The 20,460-nt window shown below is 74.6% G+C and carries 21 protein-coding genes; 12 read left to right on the top strand and 9 right to left on the bottom strand.

Annotated elements, in window-relative coordinates:
* Window positions 1-65 precede the first annotated feature (65 nt).
* Complete coding sequence (locus NP075_RS02020; RefSeq protein WP_227564837.1) at window positions 66-1,334, top strand: FAD-dependent oxidoreductase; 1,269 nt, start codon at window positions 66-68, stop codon at window positions 1,332-1,334.
* The gene (locus NP075_RS02015; RefSeq protein WP_227564836.1) at window positions 1,301-1,963 is read left to right on the top strand and encodes an HD domain-containing protein; all 663 of its coding nucleotides are present in this window, start codon (window positions 1,301-1,303) and stop codon (window positions 1,961-1,963) included. The genes NP075_RS02020 and NP075_RS02015 overlap by 34 nt, the downstream gene beginning before the upstream one ends.
* A gap of 20 nt (window positions 1,964-1,983) precedes the next feature.
* On the opposite strand, the gene NP075_RS02010 is transcribed toward NP075_RS02015, so the two are convergent.
* From NP075_RS02010 to NP075_RS02000, 3 genes are all read right to left on the bottom strand, one after another.
* Complete coding sequence (locus tag NP075_RS02010) at window positions 1,984-2,634, bottom strand: dihydrofolate reductase family protein (RefSeq protein WP_227564835.1); 651 nt, start codon at window positions 2,632-2,634, stop codon at window positions 1,984-1,986.
* Window positions 2,635-2,735: 101 nt separating this feature from the next.
* Entirely contained in the window at window positions 2,736-3,209 is a 474-nt protein-coding gene (locus NP075_RS02005; RefSeq protein WP_227564834.1) for a flavodoxin family protein, read from the bottom strand.
* 2 nt (window positions 3,210-3,211) lie between these two features.
* Window positions 3,212-3,679: a hypothetical protein gene (locus tag NP075_RS02000; protein WP_227564833.1), complete on the bottom strand. Its 468-nt coding sequence runs from the start codon at window positions 3,677-3,679 to the stop codon at window positions 3,212-3,214.
* Between the two features lie 50 nt (window positions 3,680-3,729).
* On the opposite strand from NP075_RS02000, the gene NP075_RS01995 reads away from it, so the two are divergent.
* Window positions 3,730-4,572, top strand: a complete 843-nt coding sequence (locus tag NP075_RS01995) for a TetR/AcrR family transcriptional regulator (protein ID WP_227564832.1) — start codon at window positions 3,730-3,732, stop codon at window positions 4,570-4,572.
* Between the two features lie 85 nt (window positions 4,573-4,657).
* On the opposite strand, the gene NP075_RS01990 is transcribed toward NP075_RS01995, so the two are convergent.
* Window positions 4,658-5,164 (bottom strand): GNAT family N-acetyltransferase, encoded by a 507-nt coding sequence (locus tag NP075_RS01990; RefSeq protein WP_227564831.1) that lies wholly within the window; start codon window positions 5,162-5,164, stop codon window positions 4,658-4,660.
* Between the two features lie 85 nt (window positions 5,165-5,249).
* On the opposite strand from NP075_RS01990, the gene NP075_RS01985 reads away from it, so the two are divergent.
* From NP075_RS01985 to NP075_RS01975, 3 genes are all read left to right on the top strand, one after another.
* The gene (locus NP075_RS01985; protein WP_227564830.1) at window positions 5,250-6,023 is read left to right on the top strand and encodes a MerR family transcriptional regulator; all 774 of its coding nucleotides are present in this window, start codon (window positions 5,250-5,252) and stop codon (window positions 6,021-6,023) included.
* 273 nt (window positions 6,024-6,296) lie between these two features.
* Window positions 6,297-7,904, top strand: a complete 1,608-nt coding sequence (locus NP075_RS01980; RefSeq protein ID WP_227564829.1) for a cellulase family glycosylhydrolase — start codon at window positions 6,297-6,299, stop codon at window positions 7,902-7,904.
* 47 nt (window positions 7,905-7,951) lie between these two features.
* Window positions 7,952-8,656: a VOC family protein gene (locus NP075_RS01975; protein ID WP_227564828.1), complete on the top strand. Its 705-nt coding sequence runs from the start codon at window positions 7,952-7,954 to the stop codon at window positions 8,654-8,656.
* Window positions 8,657-8,723: 67 nt separating this feature from the next.
* Here NP075_RS01975 and NP075_RS01970 read toward each other — a convergent pair whose 3' ends face one another.
* Window positions 8,724-9,746 (bottom strand): zinc-dependent alcohol dehydrogenase family protein, encoded by a 1,023-nt coding sequence (locus tag NP075_RS01970; RefSeq protein WP_227564827.1) that lies wholly within the window; start codon window positions 9,744-9,746, stop codon window positions 8,724-8,726.
* A 104-nt stretch (window positions 9,747-9,850) separates the two neighbouring features.
* Between NP075_RS01970 and NP075_RS01965 the strand changes: the two genes are divergently transcribed.
* The 4 genes from NP075_RS01965 to NP075_RS01950 all read left to right on the top strand — a co-directional run bounded on the left by NP075_RS01965 (window position 9,851) and on the right by NP075_RS01950 (window position 13,550).
* The gene (locus NP075_RS01965) at window positions 9,851-10,795 is read left to right on the top strand and encodes an aldo/keto reductase (protein WP_227564826.1); all 945 of its coding nucleotides are present in this window, start codon (window positions 9,851-9,853) and stop codon (window positions 10,793-10,795) included.
* A gap of 23 nt (window positions 10,796-10,818) precedes the next feature.
* The gene (locus NP075_RS01960; protein ID WP_227564825.1) at window positions 10,819-11,214 is read left to right on the top strand and encodes a MerR family transcriptional regulator; all 396 of its coding nucleotides are present in this window, start codon (window positions 10,819-10,821) and stop codon (window positions 11,212-11,214) included.
* A gap of 72 nt (window positions 11,215-11,286) precedes the next feature.
* The gene (locus NP075_RS01955) at window positions 11,287-12,039 is read left to right on the top strand and encodes a YqjF family protein (RefSeq protein WP_227564824.1); all 753 of its coding nucleotides are present in this window, start codon (window positions 11,287-11,289) and stop codon (window positions 12,037-12,039) included.
* A gap of 998 nt (window positions 12,040-13,037) precedes the next feature.
* Complete coding sequence (locus NP075_RS01950; RefSeq protein ID WP_227564823.1) at window positions 13,038-13,550, top strand: AAA family ATPase; 513 nt, start codon at window positions 13,038-13,040, stop codon at window positions 13,548-13,550.
* Here the strand turns inward: NP075_RS01950 and NP075_RS01945 are convergent.
* Window positions 13,547-14,230 carry a 4a-hydroxytetrahydrobiopterin dehydratase gene (locus NP075_RS01945; RefSeq protein WP_227564822.1) on the bottom strand — a complete coding sequence of 228 codons (684 nt, stop codon included), beginning with the start codon at window positions 14,228-14,230 and terminating at the stop codon, window positions 13,547-13,549. The genes NP075_RS01950 and NP075_RS01945 overlap by 4 nt on opposite strands.
* 215 nt (window positions 14,231-14,445) lie before the next feature.
* On the opposite strand from NP075_RS01945, the gene NP075_RS01940 reads away from it, so the two are divergent.
* Together NP075_RS01940 and NP075_RS01935 are read left to right on the top strand one after the other, a co-directional pair.
* Window positions 14,446-15,252, top strand: coding sequence for a Nif3-like dinuclear metal center hexameric protein (locus NP075_RS01940; RefSeq protein WP_227564821.1), 807 nt, complete (start codon window positions 14,446-14,448; stop codon window positions 15,250-15,252).
* 12 nt (window positions 15,253-15,264) lie between these two features.
* Entirely contained in the window at window positions 15,265-16,125 is an 861-nt protein-coding gene (locus NP075_RS01935) for a phosphotransferase family protein (protein WP_227564820.1), read from the top strand.
* Window positions 16,126-16,195: 70 nt separating this feature from the next.
* Here the strand turns inward: NP075_RS01935 and NP075_RS01930 are convergent, their stop codons facing one another.
* Genes NP075_RS01930 through NP075_RS01920 form a run of 3 tightly spaced genes read right to left on the bottom strand, consistent with a single transcriptional unit; the run spans window position 16,196 to window position 20,375 of the window.
* Window positions 16,196-17,425 carry an FAD-dependent monooxygenase gene (locus tag NP075_RS01930; protein ID WP_227564819.1) on the bottom strand — a complete coding sequence of 410 codons (1,230 nt, stop codon included), beginning with the start codon at window positions 17,423-17,425 and terminating at the stop codon, window positions 16,196-16,198.
* The gene (locus tag NP075_RS01925) at window positions 17,413-19,521 is read right to left on the bottom strand and encodes an acetate--CoA ligase family protein (protein ID WP_227564818.1); all 2,109 of its coding nucleotides are present in this window, start codon (window positions 19,519-19,521) and stop codon (window positions 17,413-17,415) included. The genes NP075_RS01930 and NP075_RS01925 overlap by 13 nt, the downstream gene beginning before the upstream one ends.
* Window positions 19,518-20,375 (bottom strand): fumarylacetoacetate hydrolase family protein, encoded by an 858-nt coding sequence (locus NP075_RS01920; protein WP_227564817.1) that lies wholly within the window; start codon window positions 20,373-20,375, stop codon window positions 19,518-19,520. Before NP075_RS01920 ends, NP075_RS01925 begins: the two co-directional genes overlap by 4 nt.
* Between the last annotated feature and the right edge of the window lie 85 nt (window positions 20,376-20,460).

The following is a 20,460-nucleotide window of genomic DNA, read 5'->3' as shown; positions in this document are numbered from 1 at the left end:
CACGCGCGAAACCTCGACACACGGCGCAGATCGGGCAGGATGTCCCCCGAGGACGGGGGGCGGCGATGACGTCGAACGGCACCACGCAGGACCGGACGACGTGCGCGGTCGTGGGCGGCGGGCCCGCCGGACTCGTGCTCGCCCTGCTGCTGGCACGCGCCGGTGTCGACGTCACGGTCCTCGAGAAGCACGCCGACTTCCTGCGGGACTTCCGCGGCGACACCGTGCACCCGTCCACGATGCAGGCGCTCGACGAGCTCGGGCTCATCGACCGCTTCCTCGCGCTGCCGCACTCGCGCGTCGAGGCCATCACGCTGCCCGACCCGGCGGGCGGCGCGCCCGTGCCCGTCGTCGACTTCTCGCGCCTGCGCATGGCGTACCCGTACATCGCGATGGTCCCGCAGTGGGACCTGCTCGACCTGCTCGCCGACGCGGCGGGCGCCGAGCCGGGGTTCACGCTGCTGCGGGAGCACGAGGTCACGGACGTCGTACGCACCGGCGGACGCGTGACCGGCGTCAGGTACCGCACGCCGCAGGGTGAGGGAACCCTGGGGGCCGACCTGGTCGTGGCGTGCGACGGGCGCTGGTCGGTCGTCCGACGCGCCGTCGGGCTCCCCTCCCGGCACTTCCCCGTCCCGTTCGACGCCTGGTGGTTCCAGGTCCCGACGAGCCGACCCGTCGGCGGTGCGCTCGTGCCGCGCGTCCACCCGGGCCGTGCGCTCGTGACGATCCCCCGCGAGGGGTACCTGCAGATGGCGTACCTCGGCCCCAAGGGCACCGACGCCGCGCTGCGGGCGCGGGGGATCGAGGCGTTCCGGGCGGAGGTGGCCGAGCTCGTCCCCGAGGTCGCCGACGACGTCCACCGCATCGCCTCGATGGACGACGTCAAGCACCTCGACGTGCGCCTCGAGCGGTTGCGGCGCTGGTCCGCTCCCGGCGTGCTGTGCCTCGGCGACGCCGCGCACGCGATGTCCCCCATCGGCGGCATCGGGGTCAACCTCGCGGTGCAGGACGCGATCGCAGCGGCACGCGTCCTGGCGGGTCCGCTGCGGTCCGGGGCGTTCCGCGACGCGTTCCCCGCGCACGTCGTCGCACGCGTGCAGGCTCGTCGCCGTCTGCCCACGGCGGTCCTGCAGGGGGTGCAGCGTGTCATGCACGCGCGGGCCATCGGGCCGGCGATCGCCGGGGAGCAGGCCGCGGCGCCCGACCGCGGCCCCCGGCTCTTCCGACGGGTGCCCGCGCTCGGCGCGCTCACGGCCCGCCTCGTCGGCATCGGGCCGCGGCCCGAGCGGGTGCCGGTGTGGGCACGACGCCCACGGGCCGCAGCGCTGTGAGGCCGGGCCGCGCGCTGCCCGTCGAGGTCGCAGGGGTCCGCGTTCCCGCCGGGCGGGCGGCGGACGCGGCGTGGACCGTCTGCACGGAGTACGCGGACCCCGCCCTCCACCACCACTCCGTGCGGTCGTACGTCGTCGGCGCCGCCTGGGCGCAGGCTCGCGGCCTCGACTTCGACCGCGAGCTGTTCTTCGTCGCGGCGATGCTGCACGACCTGGCCCTCACGCCGCCGTTCGACAGTCACACGGTCGCCTTCGAGGAGGCGGGCGGGCACCTGGCCCGCGTCGTCACCGCCGGGCTCGGCTGGTCCGGCGAGCGACGCGACCGGGCGGCGGAGGTGATCGTGCTGCACATGCGGGACGACGTCGCGCCGGACGTGGACGTGGAGAGCCGGCTGCTGCAGGTGGGGACCAGCGCGGACGTCTCCGGGACCGGCCTGGAGGAGTTCGACCCGTCCTTCACGGACGCCCTCGTCGCCGCGTACCCGCGGCAGGGCTTCGCCCGTGCGTTCGTGGGCCTGCTGGAGGACCAGGCGGAGCGCAAACCGGGCTGTGCGGCCGCGGCGCTGACAGCGACCGGGTGGGCGGAGCGGGCCCTCGCCCACCCGCTCGACCAGGACCCGGCCGGCTAGCACCCTCGCTCGGCGGGTGCCTACCGACGCGCGAAGGCCAGGTGGACGACGCCCGACGGCGACGGGGTCGCCTCGATGCTGAAGCGCTCGTCGAGACCCTCCAGCCCGTCCCAGAGCCGCTCGCCCCTGCCCAGCAGGACCGGCACGACGACGAGGTGCATCCGGTCGATCAGGTCCGCCGCGAGGAACTGGCGGACCGTGCTGACGCCGCCGCCGATCCTCACGTCGAGGCCGCCGGCCAGCTCCCGGGCGAGCGCGAGCGCGGAGACGGGATCGGTGTCGACGAAGTGGAACGTGGTCCCGCCCGCCATCTCGAGCGTCGGCCGCGGGTGGTGCGTCAGGACGACGACGGGGGTGTGGAAGACGGGGTCGGGGCCCCACCACCCCGTCCACTCCTCGTCGAGCCACGGACCGCGCTGCGGACCGAACTTGTTGCGGCCCATGATCTCCGCGCCGATCCCGGTCGCCCACGAGCCGGCGAACGCCTCGTCGACACCGAAGGAGCCCTCCGTCACCCCGTGGAGGCCCATCGCGCGGAACGTGGGCGTCTCGAAGGCCCACTCCATCAGCCGCGAGCCGGCGTGCCCGAACGGCGCCTCGAGCGTCTGCCCCTCCCCCGTGCCGAAGCCGTCGAGCGAGACCGAGAAGTTGTGCACGCGGACGAGGGACATGTCAGCTCCTGACGTGGCGGCAACCGTCACCGCCCGCATCGACGAGGGCGTTTCCTGACGGTATCGGATACGGGCGAGTGCTCACGCTGCCCCGGTTCGAGTCAAGGCGCCAGGGTTGCTGCCCAGTCGCGAGCCCGGTCCAGCTCGCCCGGAGCGAGCGGCCCGCTCACCCCGGTCACCACGAAGTCCTCGCCTCGCTCCGCGCTGACGCCGCGTCGCCGCAGGCTCTTCGCTGCCGCCCTGGCCGCCGATCCCGACCAGGAGCTGTCGAACCGGGTGGAGAAGGTGAACAGCCTCGCGTCGGTCGGCTCAGCGCGGTCGATCCACTCCCGCACCCCCGCGGCGGGCGTGGCTGCGCCTTTCTTGACCGCCTTGGCACGCGTCGCGGCCGAGGGCAGACCGAGGTTGTGCGTCGGTGCGCCGACGAGGATCAGGTCGGCGGTGGGAAGCGACGGAGCCGCAGCCGCGTCGACCAGCTCCGCCTGCGAGCCTGCGTCGTGCAGGCGGTCGGCGATCGCGCGGGCGACCTGGTAGGTGTTCCCGAAGCAGGACTCGACGATCACGATCACGTTCATGGCTACACGCCTCCCCAGCTGGGGTGTCCGAGGCTCACGGCTTGGAGCGCTTGGTAGAGCACGAGTGCGGCGGAGGCGATCGTCGCCACCGCGATGAGGACGAGCACGCCGGCGGCGATCCGCGCGGACCTGGCATGGCTGTCCCGCGACGGGCGCAGCATCTTCCAGGTCGAGACGAGGACCCAGACGAGCAGGAAGAACAGCGAGACGACCAACGCGTCGCTGCCGTGACCGTGCGCCTGGGCCGCGGCCGCCTCGAGGCTCGACCCTGACGACATGACCGTGTCGAGCAGACTGCCCCCGGCCTGCCCGGCGACCACCGCGACGGCGAAACCCACGGCCGTCCCGGCGACCAGTGGCCACCGCAGGGAGGGACGGCCGGACGGGGCGAGGGCGTAGACCAGTGCAGCCGTCGCGACCAGGACCGCGACGAGCAGAGCGACACATCCGAGCACGACATGAGCAGGCATGAGATCGTCCTCGCCAAGGTGAGACATGATGTCTCATGGACAATAGGCTCATGCCCGATCCCGGTCAACCTCCCGTGGGCGGCGCGGCCGATCGCGTCGTCGCCGCCGCGGTCGAGCTCGTGCACCAGCGAGGGCTGAAGGTCGGGCTCGACGGCATCAGCCTCGAGGAGGCGATCGCCGCCTCCGGGGTGTCTCGCGCCACCGCGTACCGGCGGTGGCCGAACCGGTCCGACTTCCTGCGCCACGTGCTGCTGCGCGTGGTGCACGACGCACGTCTCGAGCCGGAGAGCGACGCCGACATCGCCGCGGTGCGCGACCGCATCGCCACGTCTCGCGACTCGCTCGTGACCGAGCAGGGGCGCCGGACCCTCGTCGTCGAGAGCCTGCGCATCACGACCGAGAGCGACTTCCGTCGGCTGGCGGGCTCGCGGCGGTGGCGCGACCATCTCGCACTGAGAGCCACCTGCTCGAGCCTGCCTGCCGGTGACCTGCGCGACGCCGTCGCCGCCGCTCTCCATGCCTCGGAACGCGCGTTCACCGAGCACCGCGCGCGCGTCTACTCACGGCTTCCCGGCGTCCTCGGCTACCGGCTCGTGCCGTGGCTCGATGCGAGCTCGGGGTACACGCTCATGGCCGCGACGACCGGAGCACTCATGGTCGGACTTGTCGGGCGCGCAGCGATCGTCCCGACCGGACCTGCCGTCCAGATGCGTGCGTTCGGCTCGACCGAACGGTCGCCGTGGACGACGCAGTCGTACGCGATCACCTCAGCCGTGCTGTCCTTCCTCGAGCCGGACCCCGACGTGGTGTGGGACTCGGCGCGCGTCGATCAGACCATCGCCTTGTCCTACGACCTGGAGGCCGAAGCCCGCGCACTGCGACACGACCACTGACCGCTGCCTTCGCGGCCGGGTCATGAGTGCGGCCGCGACGACGGCCGGCGCGAGCCGCTGCCCCGACGGGCCGATCGCGCGGCGGTCAGGCGTCCTGCTCGCGCACGTGCCACAGCACCCGCCCGCGCTCGTCGGCCGTGACCCTGCGCACCGCGAAGCCGCCGAGCTTGGCGAGCACCCGCAGCGACGCCGCGTTCGACTCGCGCAAGGTCGCCCAGATCCTGTCGCGGCCCGTCGCGAAGGCGGCGTCGAGGATCGCGCGCGCCGCCTCCGTCGCGGAGCCGCGACCGTGGGCGGCGGGCAGCAGCTCGTAGGCGAGCTCGGGCTCCTCGACGGTGCAGCGGCCCACGACCAGGCCGACGTAGCCGACGGGCGCGGTCCCGTCACGCGGCCGCAGGACGTAGACCCCGATCCCGTGCGGGCGCGTCCGCTCGTGCGCGGCCACCATGCGCTGCCAAGCCTGGTCGGGGGTCACCGCGCCCGCACCGCGTGCCGCGAACAGCTCCGCCAGCCACGGGACGTCCGACGGCTCCTCGGGGGTCAGCACGAACCGCTCGGTGTCGAGCCGGGCCGGCATCGGGGTGAAGGCCATCGCCCGAGTCAACACCCCGCGGCGTCAGGGCGGCCGCTTCCCGGCACCGGCCGGTGTTGACTCTGACACCGTGTGAGGAGGTCCGATGGACCACATGCTGAGGATCGGGGAGATCGCGCGGGGCACGGGCGTCTCGCGGCGCATGCTGCGCCACTGGGAGCAGCTCGGACTCGTGGAGCCGGCGTCGACCGACCTCATGACCGGGTACCGCCGCTACGCACCCAGCCAGGTCGGCCGGGTGCGCGCGGTCGCGTCCCTGCGCGCCCTGGGGTTCGGGCTCGACGCGATCGGCGACCTGCTCGACGGGAACCTCGACGAGCGGCGCCTGGTCGACCTGCTCCGGACGCGCGAGCAGGAGCTCGTCGCCCAGGTCGACGAGGCGTCGCGCCGGCTCGCCGAGGTGCGGTCGCGCCTCGCGACCTTCGAGAAGGGACGGAACACCGTCATGAGCACACTCGACCTGGCGCCCCTGCCGGCGCTGCGGCTGTGGGGCGTCCGCGCCTCGGTGCGGGACGAGACAGAGATCCCCGACGCGGCACGTCGGCTGCGCGGCGAGCTGCGCGATCGGCTCGGTGACGACGACGCCGTCGTGCTGCTGTACGACGGCACCGCGGACGACGCGATCCTGGTCACGGCCGGGACGCCGACCCCCGTGGACGGTCTGACCGTGGTCGACGTCGCGGCGGTCGACGAGGGCGTCGCAGTCACGTTCGACGCGCCCCCTGACGTGGCGGACGCCTGGATCGGCCTCGACGCGGCACTCGCGGACCGCGGCCTGCGCGCGACGGGGGTGTACCGGCAGACCACCGCACCCGACGGCACCGTGACGCTCCAGGCGGAGGTCCGACGGACGGGCTGACGCCCCGGGCCTGCCCCTCGGGGTGACCACTGGTCAGTTGGGGGTCGCTTTTCGGGCTCCAGGTGCTCCCAACTGACCAGTGGTCACCGCCAGGTGGCCCCACCCGGGTTCGGGGTGCTCCCAGCTGACCAGTGGTCAGCACCGGGGGCTCGTTGCCGGGGTTGGCGGAGGCCGGGTGGTGAACCGGCGACGTGAAACGCTTCGCCGCCTGCGCGAAAGCGCTGTCCCTGGTGGGCTGGGCGCGTTCGCACCCACTCCTGAGAGGGACTCCCCGTGCACGCTCTCCGTCAGGCGCTGACCGCGACCGCGGCGGCACTCGTCGCCCTCGTCGGATCGGTCGCGGTCACCAGCCCGGCGAGCGCCGCAGCCGGCTGCCGCGTCGACTACACCGTGGCCAGCCAGTGGCCGGGCGGCTTCAACGCCGCCGTGCAGGTGACCAACCTCGGCGACCCCCTCACCTCGTGGGACCTGCGCTTCTCCTTCGGCGCCGGGCAGAGCGTCACCCAGGCGTGGAACGGCACCGTCACCCAGTCCGGGTCGGCGGTGTCCGTGCGCAACGCCGCGTACAACGGGTCCGTGCCCACCGACGGCACCGCGTCGTTCGGCTTCATCGGCACGTTCTCCGGCAGCAACCCCGCACCGACGTCGTTCACGCTGAACGGCGTCACGTGCACGGGGGCGCCGGTCACCCCGTCCAGCACGCCGTCGCCGTCGACGACACCGACCGCGTCGCCCCGGCCGACGACCAGCCCGTCCCCCAGCCCGACCCCCACGCCGTCCACCGGCCCCGTCACGGCCGACCCCGCGCGGCTCGTCGCCGAGATGGGCCAGGGCTGGAACCTGGGCAACCAGCTGGAGGCCAGCATCGACGGGATGCCCAGCGAGACGGCCTGGGGCAACCCGGTGATCACCGGCGCCCTCCTCGACCGGGTCAAGGCCTCGGGCTTCGACACGGTCCGCATCCCGGTCTCCTACCTCGGCAAGATCGGCGCGGCACCGGACTACACCGTCGACCGCGCCTGGCTCACCCGGATCCAGCAGGTCGTCGACCTCGCGTACGACCGCGGGCTGTACGTCGTGATCAACATGCACGGCGACGGCTACAAGAGCGTCAGCGGCGCGTGGCTCATCTGCGACGCGTCCGGCCAGGAGCAGATCCGCACCAAGTACGAGAAGGTCTGGCAGCAGGTCGCGACGACGTTCAACGACTACGGCGGCCGGCTCGTCCTGGAGTCGATGAACGAGAACTTCGACGGGCAGTACGGCACCCCGACGGAGCCGTGCTACTCGAACATCAACGCGTACAACCAGGTCTTCGTCGACACGGTGCGCCGCACCGGCGGCACCAACGCCTCGCGGTGGCTGCTCGTCCCGGGCTGGAACACGAACATCGACTACACGACCGGCGGCTACGGCTTCACGATCCCGACCGACCAGTACCGGTCCTCCGCGATCCCCAGCGCCGACAAGCGGATCATGATCTCCGTGCACTACTACGACCCGTGGGACTTCACCGGCACGGAGAGCGGAGCCACCACCCAGTGGGGCCCCAACGTGACCGACCCCTCGCGCAGTGCGACGTGGGGCGACCAGACGTACATGGAGGGCCAGCTGAAGAAGGTGCACGACGCGTTCGTGGCCAAGGGCTACCCGGTGTTCATCGGTGAGTACGGGTCGATCGACAAGACGACCGCCGACCCGACCAACAACCGGTACCGCGCCGACTACGCCCGCACACTGGTCACCCTGGCGAAGCAGTACGGGGCGGCCACGGCCTACTGGGACAACGGGTACAACGGCCAGTACGGGTTCGGGCTGTTCGACCGGCAGTCCGCGACGGTGACCCAGCAGGGCATCATCACCGCGATCACGGGGTCCTGACGCCGGCCCCCGTGCGCGTGGCGTCACGTCGGTCTAGCGTGCGAGTCGTGCCCTCTCGGCTGACCGCGTTGAACGTGGACGTCCACGATCCTGCCCGCGCCGGCGGGTTCTGGGCGGCCCTCCTCGGCCGCGAGGTACGCACGGGTGCCGACGGTGTCCTCGTCCCCGGGTCGGGGACGCAGCTGGGCCTGCGGTTCACGGCGACCGACGAGCCGAAGGTCGGCCGCGACAGGATGCACCTGCACCTCAACAGCACCGACGCCGCCGACCAGCGGAGGACCGTCGCGAAGGCGCTCCGGCTCGGCGCGCGCCACCTCGACGTCGGACAGCTCCCGGAGGAGCAGCACGTCGTGCTGGCGGACCCCGAGGGCGGCGAGCTGTGCGTGATCGAGCCCGGCACCACCTTCCTCGCCGGGTGCGGCTTCCTCGCCGAGCTCACGTGCGAGGGCTCGCGGGACGTCGGCTTCTTCTGGGCCGCGGCGCTCGGTTGGCCACTCGTCTGGGACGAGGGACCGCAGACGGCCGTCCAGTCCCCGCGCGGCGGCACGAAGGTCTCGTGGGACGGGCCGCCCTCGCCCCGACGTGGGCGCGAGCGGCAGCGGTTCGACCTGACCGTGGCCGGCGGCGACCTCGCCGACGAGGTCGCCCGCCTGACGGCGATCGGCGCCACACCGCTCGGTCCGCGGCCGGACGGCACGACCGGGCTCGCCGATCCCGACGGCAACGTGTTCCTCCTGCGCGCCGTGGGGTAGCCGCGGTCCGGATGCCGCCGACGGAGAGGGTGCAGGCCACCCTGCCGCCGGTCAGACGGTCAGACGGTCAGACGGTCAGGAGCACCTTGGTGGCGCGCCGCTCGTCCATGGCCCGGTACCCCTCGGCGGCCTGCTCGAGCGGCAGGGTGAGGTCGAAGACCTTGCCCGGGTCGATCGTCCGGTCCCAGATGCGCTGGACCAGGTCGGGGAGGAACCGGCGCACGGGTGCGGGGCCGCCGAGGATCTGCACCTGGGAGAAGAACAGCAGCTGACCCGGCAGCCGGACGTCGTGGCTGACGCCGACGAACCCGACGTTGCCGCCGGGCCGGGTCGCGCCGATCGCCTGCGTCATCGACTCCTGGCTGCCGACGGCCTCGATCACCGAGTGGGCGCCGAGCCCGCCGGTCAGCTCCTTGATTCGTGCGACGCCCGCGTCGCCGCGCTCCTCCACGACGTCGGTCGCGCCGAAGTGACGGGCGAGCTCCTGACGGCCGGCGTGCCGTGACATGGCGATGACCCGCTCGGCGCCGAGCTGCCTGGCCGCGAGCACGCCCATGAGCCCGACGGCGCCGTCCCCGACGACCGCGACCGTCCTGCCGGGACCGGCCTGCGCGGCGACGGCGGCGAACCAGCCGGTGCCCAGGACGTCGGAGGCCGCGAGCAGGTGCGGCACCAGGTCGGGGTCGGGCTGTCCCGGCGTCGCGACGAGCGTGCCGTCCGCGAACGGGATGCGCGCCCTCTGCGCCTGGGTGCCGATGGCGCCGTCGACGAAGACGCGGTGCACGCAGCTCGACGGGAAGCCGACACGGCAGATCTCGCAGGTGCCGTCCGAGATGACGAACGACCCGACGACGAAGTCGCCGGGCTTCACGGTCCTGACCTCGGGGCCGACCTCCTCGACGACCCCGACGTACTCGTGCCCCATCTTGGCGCGGTCGACCCGGTCCGCCCCGCGGTACGGCCACAGGTCGGACCCGCAGATGCACGTCGCGGTGATCCGGATGACGGCGTCGGTCGCCTCGACGATCGTGGGGTCCTCGCGGTCCTCGACCCGGACGTCACCGGGGCCGTACATGATCACGCCGCGCATGGGTTCTCCCTCTCGGTACGGACCTCCACTGTGCGCCCGGCGCCGCCTCCCGGAAAGCCGGCGCTCTTGACCTCGAGCGCGCTCCAGGTTGCACGCTCGTCGTCATGGACATCACGCAGCGGACCCCCGAGCCCGTCCTCGGGGCCATGTACTTCGGCACCCGCGCCGACGAGGCGCTCTCGACCGACCTCCTCGACGCGTTCGTCGACCTCGGTGGCCGGTGGATCGACACGGCCAACTGCTACTCGTTCTGGGAGGACCCCTCGGGTGTCGGCGGGCAGAGCGAGCGCGTCCTCGGCCGCTGGTTCGCGGCGCGCCCCGGAGTCCGCGAGCGCGTGCTGCTCGCGACGAAGGTCCGCCACCAGCCGCTCGTCCCGCACGAGTGGCCCTCGTCCTCCGAGGGCCTGTCCGCCGACGCGATCGCCCGCGGGTTCGCGGCGTCCCTCGACCGGCTGGGCCTGGACGCGGTGGACCTGCTGTGGGCGCACGCGGAGGACCGCGACGTCCCCCTCGCCGAGACGGTCGAGGCGTTCGGCGCGCTCGTCACCGCGGGGCAGGTCGGCCGGCTGGGCGCGTCGAACCACGCGGCGTGGCGCGTCGAGCAGGGGCGCGCGATCGCCCGCGAGCGCGGCGTCGAGCCGTGGTCGGCGGTGCAGCTGCGCTACTCGTACGTCTGGCCACGGCCGGGCGCGACCCTCCCGGAGGGCGGGCACGTGCACGCCGAGCGCGACCAGCTGGACCACGCGCGCACGGAAGGGCTCGACGTGTGGGCCTACTCGCCGCTGCTCACCGGGGCGTACGTGCGCGACGACCGTCCACTCTCGGAGGGCTACGACCACCCCGGGACGCACCGGCGGCTCGCGGTCCTCGCCGAGGTCGCCGACGAGCTCGGCGCGACCCGCAACCAGGTGGTCCTCGCCTGGCTGCTGGCGCAGGGGATCAGCCCGATCCTGGGCGTGAGCTCGCTCGACCAGCTGACCGAGGCCATGGCGGCGCGCGACCTCGCCCTGCCCGACGAGGTCCGGGCGCGCCTGGACGCCCCGGCCTGACGGGCGCTGCCACGATGGTCGCCATGACGGGGTACGCACCGGGTGAGGTCGCGCAGCGCACGGGCCTGTCGGTGGACACGCTGCGCTACTACGAGCGCGAGGGCCTGGTCGGCCCGATCGCCCGGTCGACCGGCGGGCAGCGCCGGTACGACGACGACGACGTCGCGTGGATCGGCCTCGTCACCTGCCTGCGCGACGCGGGGCTGGGGATCGCGGAGCTGCGCCGGTTCACCGAGCTGCTGCGCACCGAGGCCGGCGCGGCGGACCGCGTCGCGTTCCTGCGGGCACGCCGCGCCGAGCTCCAGGAGCAGGCGCAGCGGATCCTCGCCGCCGTCAGCGTGCTCGACGGGAAGATCGCGCACTACGCGCAGGAGCCGTCGACCGCCCGGCCGGGCGCGGCACCGGGCGGTCGGTCCTGACACGGCAGCGGCGTGCCGATCCCGCAGCGCCCCCCTTGCCGTCCGGCCGGCACCCGGGTGCATAGTGGCGCCATGCACCCGCAGCCCGTGACCGTGACTGCCCCCGCGCTGGCCGGCCGGGCGATCACGCGGCAGTCGTGGCGCGACCTCACCTTCGTCCACTGGCGCGTCGCGCCCGACGTGGTCGCGCCCCTCCTGCCGGCCGGCACGCGACCCGACGTGCACGACGGGTCGAGCTGGGTCGGGCTCGTGCCGTTCCGCATGGTCGGCGTGGGTGCCGGCGTCGGCCCCGGCATCCCGTGGCTCGGCACGTTCCCCGAGACGAACGTCCGCCTGTACTCGGTGGACGAGCAGGGGCGCCGCGGCGTCGTGTTCCTCACGCTCGAGGCGTCCCGGCTGGCGTTCGTCCTCGGCACCCGGGCCGTGTTCTCGCTGCCGTACACGTGGGCGCGGATGCGCGTGAGCGAGTCCGACGGCGTCCTGACGTACACGTCGCGACGCCGCTGGCCCGCGCCGCGGGACGCCACGACGCACGTCGTCGTACGGCCGGGCGAGCCGCTCGCGCCCGGTGACGCCGAGGCCGAGTTCCTCACCGCGCGCTGGGGCCTGCACACGCGGGCCTTCGGCCGCACGCTGTACGTGCCCAACCGTCACGAGACCTGGCCGCTGCAGGCCGCCGAGCTGGTCACGCTCGACGACCGTCTCGTCGCCGCGTGCGGGATCCCGGGGGTCGCGCTCCGGCGGCCGGACTCGGTGCTGTTCTCGCGCGGCGTCCGGACCGACTTCGGCCCGCCCGTGGACGTCCGGACGCCGCTGCCCGCCTGACCGGGGGCGGCGCGTCGATCCCTCGTCGGACGCGGGCCGTCGTCGTACGAGCGCGGAGCGAGCCGGACGGCAGCGCGCGGGCCGGTCGTGACGCCCAGGCCCAGCGCCGCCAGCACCTGCGTGACCTCGTCGGCGGCGAGGGATCCGTGCCGCTCGAGCCTCAGGTGGACGCGACCGCGGACACGCTCCGCCCGGTGGAACGCCAGGATCGTCGTCGAGACGGGCGTGTGACGAGGGAACCGGGCACGGGCCACCGCCTCGTCCCCGTGCTCCAGCAGCACGAGGTCGCCGCAGGCCAGCTCGGCGCGCAGCGCCTCGGCACGCCAGTGCACGGGCGCATCGACCTCGCCCGTCACGTGCCGGGAGCGGTTCGCCGAGGAGATCGCGAGCAGACCGACGGCGTCCGACGCCGCCGCCAGGAACCGCTGCGACGGGCACGCGTCGCCGGGGACGATCACCTGGGTGGTCGTCACCGAACCGTCCGACGCGGTCAGACCCGGCGGCACGTGCGCGGCCGCGGGGCCACGGAACCCGAACGGGCCCAGGGCGCAGAAGGCCTCGAGGACGTCCGCCAGCAGGCGCGGCGACACGCCCGCCGGCAGCGCCGACAGGTCGAACGCGCTCAGCACCCGCCCGGCCGACGCGGTCAGGCTGCCCGTCTGGTCCCGCGGCCGGCCCTTGAGGGCGTTGATCCGCTCGACCGCGTCGCCGCGGCCGGTCAGGGCGTAGATGTTCCCGAACCCGTGCGCGACGGGGATGCCGTCCGCGAGGAGCCGCGCCGCATGGGCGACGTCGTCGGGGCGGTCGAGGACGAGGCGGTCGTCGTCGGGCATGCGGGCCTCCCGGGGCTTGCTGGGAGGACCGCGCAGCCGCGTGGTGGATACCGGTCGGCGTCCACTCCCGCCGGATCACCCGGCGGTCGCAGCACCCCGAGGAACGCGATCGAGGCGGGGCCAGGCGCGGTGACGCGAACCGGGCGTCCGGCTAACGTCGGTCGGGTGGGCAGGGCCAACCACCTCGTCGAGGGCCTCTCCGGCACCGGGAAGTCGTCCGTGTGCCGTGAGCTGCGGCGACGCGGCTTCCAGGCGGTCGACGGCGACCGGGAGCTGGCCTACCCCGGCGACCCGCAGACCGGCGCGCCGCTGGCGGTCAGCGGCCGGGACGACCACATCTGGGACGTCGCGAAGGTCCGCGCCCTGATGGCCGACCAGGGCGAGGAGGTCACCTTCTTCTGCGGCGGCTCGCGGAACTTCCCCGCCTTCGTCGACGCGTTCGACACGGTGCTCGTCCTCGAGGTCGACCTGGCCACCCTGCACCGGCGCCTCGACGCGCGGCCGGACGAGCACTGGCGTGACGGGAGGCCGACCGACCGTGCCCTCCTCACGCGGTGGCACCGCACCAGGGAGACCGTCCCGGCAGGTGTCGTGATCGACGCCACCGCACCGCTCGGCCAGGTGGTCGACGAGATCCTGCGCCGCTGCGGCGCCGTCCCTCGGTCGGACGCGTCCTAGGCGACGCAGACCACGCCCGTGTTGCCGTCCTGGTCGGCGATGACGGTGAGCGACGGCGCGTCGCTGTCGTCCACGACCGTCCCGCCGGCGGCGACGGCGGCGGCGACCCGCTGCTCGACCACCTCGGGCGGCACGTACACCTCGACGTGGAACCGCTGCCGCGGGCCGTCCTGCTCGTCGGCGTCCCCGAACCACATGTTCGGCACCCGGCCCGTCGCGTCCCGGATCTCGTCGCTGGGCGACCCGCGGCCCTGGGACTCGGCGTCCCCCATCAGCAGGGCGGCCCACACCGGGGCGATGGTCGCCGAGCGCGCCGTGTCGAGGCCGAGCTCGACGACGCTGACCGAGGCCGGGTCGGCGGCGAGCCCGTGGTCGGCGGCGACCTGCGTGATCCGGCGGGCCAGGTCGACGTCCTTCTGCGTCACCCACTCCACGACGTGCTCGGTGTCCCCGTCCCGGTAGATCGCGTCGAGGCTGACGAGCTTGAGGTCGACATAGCCCTTGCCGATCGAGACGGTCGGGTGGTGCCCCAGCGCGTCGCTGGGCTCACCGACCGCGGCGACGAAGCGTGCAGCCGTGCCGAAGTCGTCGACCAGGTAACGGGCGTGCAGCCCCTGGGCCAGCTTGCGCCAGTCGGTCAGCGCGGCCTGGGTGATCTCGTCACCGGTCAGCATCTCCATGTGCGGGAACCCGTCTGTGCAAGGTGCGGGACGCGTGCTGGGGGTCGCGGCCCCGACGCTACGGCCCCACGGCCTGCGCGTCCAGGGACTGGTGACCGCGTCGGGCCGGCTCGCTCGGCACGTGGGGACGTGAGGCGCCCGCGCAGGTGGTGGCACGCTCGCCGTTCGCCGTGAGGTCCGCCCCCGGCGTGGTTCCCGGTCGCTAGGGTGACGCCGTGACACTGACCGGACAGCAGGTGGCAGAGCGGATCGGCGCGCACGTGGGGGTGGCGCCGCGAGCGACGACGGTCGACGGCTTCCTCGCCGGGGACCCGGACGCACCGATCACGGGCGTCGCCGTGACGGTCATGGCGACCCTCGACGTGCTGCAGCGCGCGGCGGAGCAAGGGCTGAACCTCGTCATCACCCACGAGCCGCTCTACTTCGACCACCAGGGAGCGTCCGACGAGGTCTTCGCCGCGGAGAACGACCCGGTGTACGCGGCGAAGGCGGCGTTCGTCGCCGAGCACGGGCTCGTGGTCCTGCACCAGCACGACTCCTGGCACGACCGCCAGCCCGACGGCATCCTGACGGGCACGGCCCGCGCCCTCGGCTGGCTCGACGCCGAGCGGGCAGGCGACCCGGGGGTCTACGACCTGGTGCCGACGACGCTGGGCGAGCTGGCCGCCCACGTCTCCCGCTCCCTCGGCGCACGTGCCCTGCGCTACGTGGGCGACCCCGACGCCCCGGTGTCGGCCGTCGGCCTGCAGCCGGGGTTCCAGGGGTTCGAGTGGAACCGGCGCCTGCTCGCCCGGCCGGACATCGACGTGATCGTCATCGGCGAGGGCCACGAGTGGGAGACCGGCGAGTACGCCGCCGACGCGGTCACCGCGGGAGTGTGCGCGGGCGCCGTCGTCGTCGGCCACGCGCCGTCGGAGCAGGAGGGCATGGCCGAGTACGCCCGCTGGCTGACGGACCTCGTGCCCGAGGTCCCGGTCGCGTTCGTCCCCGCCGTCGACCACTACCGGACCGTCACGGTCTAGCAGGGACCGGCCATGACGACGCACCCCGGCCTGCGGCCCGAGCAGCAGGCGGCGGTCGACGAGTGGTTCCCGGGCGCCGTCCTCGTCGCGGACCACAGCTGGGCGCTCGGGCGGTCCGTGCTCCAGCTGCACCACGGGGGGCGCGACGTCGTCGTGAAGGCCGGGCTCCCCGACGACCACCACATGGACCGCGAGATCCGGGCGCACCGCGAGGTCGTCGGGCCGCTGGCGGCACGTGGACTCACCCCCCGGATGCTGCACGCCGACGCCGGGCGCAAGCTGCTCGCGACGACGTTCCTGCCCGGTGTCCTCGTCGAGGGGACGCCCGCCGAGCACGAGCCGGACGTCTACCGGCAGGCCGGGCGGATCCTCGCCCTGCTGCACGCCGTCGGCACCCGGGACGCCGGCGACCACGAGCAGCGTGCCGACGCGCGGACGCTGGCGTGGCTGGACGGCCGGCACCGCATCGCCCCCGAGGTCGTCGACCGGGTGCGGGCCGAGCTCGCGCACCCCGTGCCGCCCCGGCCGCTCGTGCCCACGCACGGCGACTGGCAGCCGCGCAACTGGATCGTCGACGAGCACGGGCGCGTCGCGGCCGTCGACTTCGGCCGGGCGGACTGGCGCCCGGCCGCGACCGACGTCTGCCGGCTGCACGCCCAGCAGCTGCGAGGGCGGCCCGACCTGGAGGACGCCTTCCTCGACGGGTACGGCGCGGACCCCCGCGATCCGCGGTCGTGGCAGCGGGACCTGCTGCGCGAGGCCGTCGGGACCGCCGCCTGGGCGTACCTGGTCGGCGACGAGGCCTTCGAGCAGCAGGGGCACCGGATGATCGCGGACGCGCTCGCGGGTCTCGGAGTGAGCGAGGACCGGTGACCCCGGCCTGACGCCGCCGTCGTCACGCCGGGAGCAGGTTCCTCCGTGGCACCGCCGGGCCACAGGTCCGTCAGTACCGGTAGACGGTCTGGGCGCGGTGCACCCCGCGCGGGCCGTACGGGGCCTTCTCGAGCCACGCCGACGCGTCGTCGTCGGCCGGTGCGCGGTCGGCGGCGTCACGGATCCGGGCCGCGGTGTCCGCGTCCGGCCGCAGGTGCGTGAGCGCCTCCCCCGCGGCGTCGCGGTTGAACAGCGCGGCGGAGCGCCGCGCGAGCGCGAACGCCTCGACGGGCGTGCGTGCCGCCGCGCCCGACGCGCGGGACGCGGCCGCGATCGCGATCGCGGCGGCCTCCGCGTCGGGGACGCCCGAGTTCAGGCCCCGCGCGCCGAACGGCGCGAACAGGTGCGCGGCCTCCCCCACGAGCAGGACGCGGCGGTGCGGGTCGGCGAAGTCGTGGGCCACGAGCTGCAGGAACTGGTACGTCGAGACCCAGGTGGTGCGCTCGCCGTAGCCGGGGGGCAGGACGGCGTCGAGCCACGTCCGCACGCCGTCGGGGGACGCGAGCGCGTCCGGGTCGTCGCCGTCGACGAGCTGCAGGTCCACGCGGTACCCGCCGGCGAACGGCACGACGAGCACGTTGCGCCCGTCGACCGCCGGGTGGGCGTAGTGGAAGTGCCGCTCGCACGGCAGCGTCGGCTCGTCCTTCTCGGCGACGTCGACGACGACGTACCAGCCCTCGTCACGCGTGCCCTCCATGCGGGCGCCGACTCCCCTGCGCACGACCGAGCGCGACCCGTCGGCCCCGACGACGTACGCCGCCTCCCACCGCTGCCCGCGCGCGGTGGTGAGCACGACGCCGTCGTCGTCGACCGCGACGTCGGCGACCTCCTGCTCCCACGCGAACGTGACGCCCGCCGCGACGGCCCGCGCGTGCAGGTGCGCCTCGATCTGCACCTGCGGCAGGCTCGTGAAGTGCGGGTACACCCCGGCGGGCGGGTCCGGGTAGGTCTTGGCGTAGACCTCCCTGCCGCCGTGGAAGGTGCGCTGGGTGTTCCAGTAGACGCCGTGCTCGGCGAGCTCGGCGCCGAGCCCCGGGCTGATCCGGTCGAGGATCTGCAGGGTCTGGCTGTGGGTGAAGATCGCGCGGCTGCCCGGTCGCTGCCGCCCCTCGGGCCCGGCCTCGAGCACCGTGACGGGCACGCCGTAGGCGCGCAGGGCCAGGGCCGCGGTGAGCCCGACCGGGCCCGCGCCCACGACGACGACCTCGGTGCGCGGACCGGGTGCGCTCACGCCGGACATGTGTCTCCTCCCAGGGGCACGACCGCCGCGGGTGCGGCGGCCGGGGCGACGACGACGGCGTCGAGGACGACCGGCCCGTCGGCCGTGAGGCGGACCGGGTTGAGGTCGAGCTCGGTGATGTCACCGTGCTCGCCGACGACCTGGCCGACGGCCCGCAGGACCCCGGCCAGCGCCGCGACGTCGACGGGCGGCAGGCCGCGGAAGCCGCCGAGGACCGCCGCCGGCAGCGCGCGGACCATCTCCTCGGACCGGGCCACCGACAGCGGGGCGAGCCGCAGGACGGGCTCGGCGGCGAGCTCGGCGGTCACCCCGCCGAGCCCGAGCAGGACGACCGGGCCGAACGCGACGTCCCGCACGGCCCCGACGATGACCTCGAACCCCGGCGCGGCCTGCTCCTCGAGCAGGTACCGGCGTGCCGTCCCCTCCACGGCACCGGGGATCGCGTCGATCGCGTCGAGAGCCCGCTCGAGCCCGGCGACGTCACGGACGCCGACGTGCACGCCGCCGACGTCGGACTTGTGCAGCACGTCCGCGTCGAGGACCTTGACGACGGCCCGCCCGCCGTCGCTCACGAGGTCCGCGAGCGCGGCGCGGGCCTGCGCCCGGCCGGACGCGACGTACCGCACGGGGGTCCGCACGCCGTACGCCTCGAGCAGCGCCTTGGCCTCGTGCTCGTCCAGGGTGCGGCCGACGCTCCGGGTGGGCGCCAGGGGCGGCGCGTCCGCGACGGCGCGCACCCGGGCGTCGGTGACCACGGCCGCCAGACCCGTCGCGAGGTCGCCGGGCCCGGACAGCAGGGGGATGCCGGCCGCGTCGAGCGCGGCGCGCCGGGCGGCGAGCGCGTCGGGCGGGCCGCCGCTGGCGAACAGCACACGGCCGCCCACCGGCCGCAGCGCGGCGACGGGATCGAGCGCACCCGGCTCGTCGAGCGCGTACACGCCGACGACGTCGACCCCCGGGTCGCCGGCGACGGCTCCGACGACGTCGGCGAACGTCGGCGACGGCCGCCCGGTGTCGACGGGGTTGCGCTGGAACGTCAGGGGCGGGAGGAGCTCGGCGATGCGGCGCTGCGTCGCGTCGGTGAGGACGGGCAGGGCGATGCCCCGCGCGCCGAGCGCGTCCGTGACGACGAGTCCCGGCCCGGCCTGCCCGGTGAGCAGCCCGACGCCGAGACGCTCGGACGCCGGCAGCCGCACGGCCCGCAGCGCGACGAGTGCGGCGACCATCTCCTCCAGGCTGTCGACGACCACGGCACCGGCCTGCTCCAGCGCCGCACGGGTAACCGCGTAGGAGCCGGTCAGCGCGCCGGTGTGGGACCGCGCGAACTCGGAGACGTCGGAGCGGCCCACCTTGAACGCCACGACCGGCTTGCGGGCGGTCGTGCGCCGCAGCGCGGCGACGAGCGCCGGGCCGTCGGCGACGCCCTCGACGTGCAGGCCGACCGCCGTGGTCGCCGGGTCGCGGGCCAGGTGGTCGAGCACCTCGGGGAAGTCCACGTCGACGGCGTTGCCGAGCCCCACGCCGAGGCGCAGCCCGACCCCGGCACGCGCGAGCAGGAACGCGAGGGCGAGGTTCACGCCGCCGGACTGCGCGACGACGCCCACCGAGCCGGGTGCGAGGTCGGCGACGGCGGGCATGAAGTTGGCGGTGGTCCGGTCGACGGGGTTCATGAACCCCGACGTGTTGGGCCCCAGGAGCCGGATGCCCGCCTCCTGCGCGACCGCGACGACGCGCTCCTGGATCCGGGCGCCCTGCGGCCCGGACTCCGCGAACCCGCCCGCGCACACGACCGCGGCCCGCACGCCGGCGTCGCGGGCGTCCGCGAGCGCACCGGGCACGGCGTCCGGCGGGACCACGAGCACCGCGAGGTCCACGTCGGACGCCTCGCGCAGGGACCGCAGGGCGGTGCGGCCGAGCACGTCGCCCCCGCGCGGGTTGACGAGGTGCAGCGTGCCGGGGAAGTGCCGCAGCGCCCGGACCATCGCGTGGCCCGCCTTGCCCTCGTGGGCGGACGCGCCGACGACCGCGATGCTCGCGGGCCGGAACATCACGGCGAGGCCGTCCGGGCGGTGCACAGCCGCCGGCTGCGCCGTCACCGGTGCCCCGGACGGTCCGCGTACGCGATCGCGCCGTCGTCGGTGACCCCGACCTCGAGGCGCCCGAGCCCGTCGATCTCGACGGCGACGCGCTGCCCGGCGGCGACGGGCCCGACGCCGGCCGGGGTACCCGTGGCGATGACGTCACCGGGATGCAGCGTCATGACGTGGCTCGTGTACGCGACGAGCTCGGCGACGTCGTAGATCAGGTCGGCCGTCGACGCGTGCTGCCGCAGCTCGTCGTCGACCCAGCAGCGCAGGCCGAGCGCGCCGGGGTCGGGGACCTCGTCGGCGGTCGTCACCCACGGGCCCAGGGGCGTGAACGTGTCGAAGGACTTGCGGGTCGAGCGGTCCTCCCCGGAGCGGACCGTGATGTCGAGGACCGGGGCGTAGCCGAAGACGTGGGCGAGCGCGGCCCCGGCGGGCACGCGGCTCGCGGTGCGGCCGATGACGACGGCCAGCTCACCCTCGTGGTCGGTGCGCACGTCCCGGTACGGCAGCCGGATCCGCTCGCCCGGGCCGATGACCGACGAGCTCGCCTTGAGGAAGACCCCGTAGTCGGCGATGGTGCGCTGCTCACCCATCTCGGCCTGGTGGTCCAGGTAGTTGACGGGCGCGCCGACGATCTTGCCGGGGCGGGCGAGGGGGGCGGCGAGCCGCAGGGCGGCGAGCGGCCGGGACGGCAGGGAGTCGAGGTCGAGCGCGGCGAGCTCGGCGACGGTGCCCCCGCGCTCGAGGAACGCCAGCAGCGGGCCGCCCGCGCCGGGTCGCAGCGCCAGGGCGTCGGTGAGGTCGACGGCGCGGTCGGCGAGGACGGCGTGCAGGCGTGCGTCCACGGTGCTGGCCAGCTTCATCGTCAGGCTCCCGGTCGCTCAAATGTGACACGACTATCAGCGCACGACGTAAGATATGTCAACCATCGCCGGGCACGCCGGTGAC

This window comes from Cellulomonas wangsupingiae, from assembly GCF_024508275.1.
Classification (GTDB): Bacteria; Actinomycetota; Actinomycetes; order Actinomycetales; family Cellulomonadaceae; genus Cellulomonas; species Cellulomonas wangsupingiae.
The sequence above is the reverse complement of the archived record's forward strand: the minus strand, read 5'-3'. Positions and strand labels throughout refer to the sequence as shown.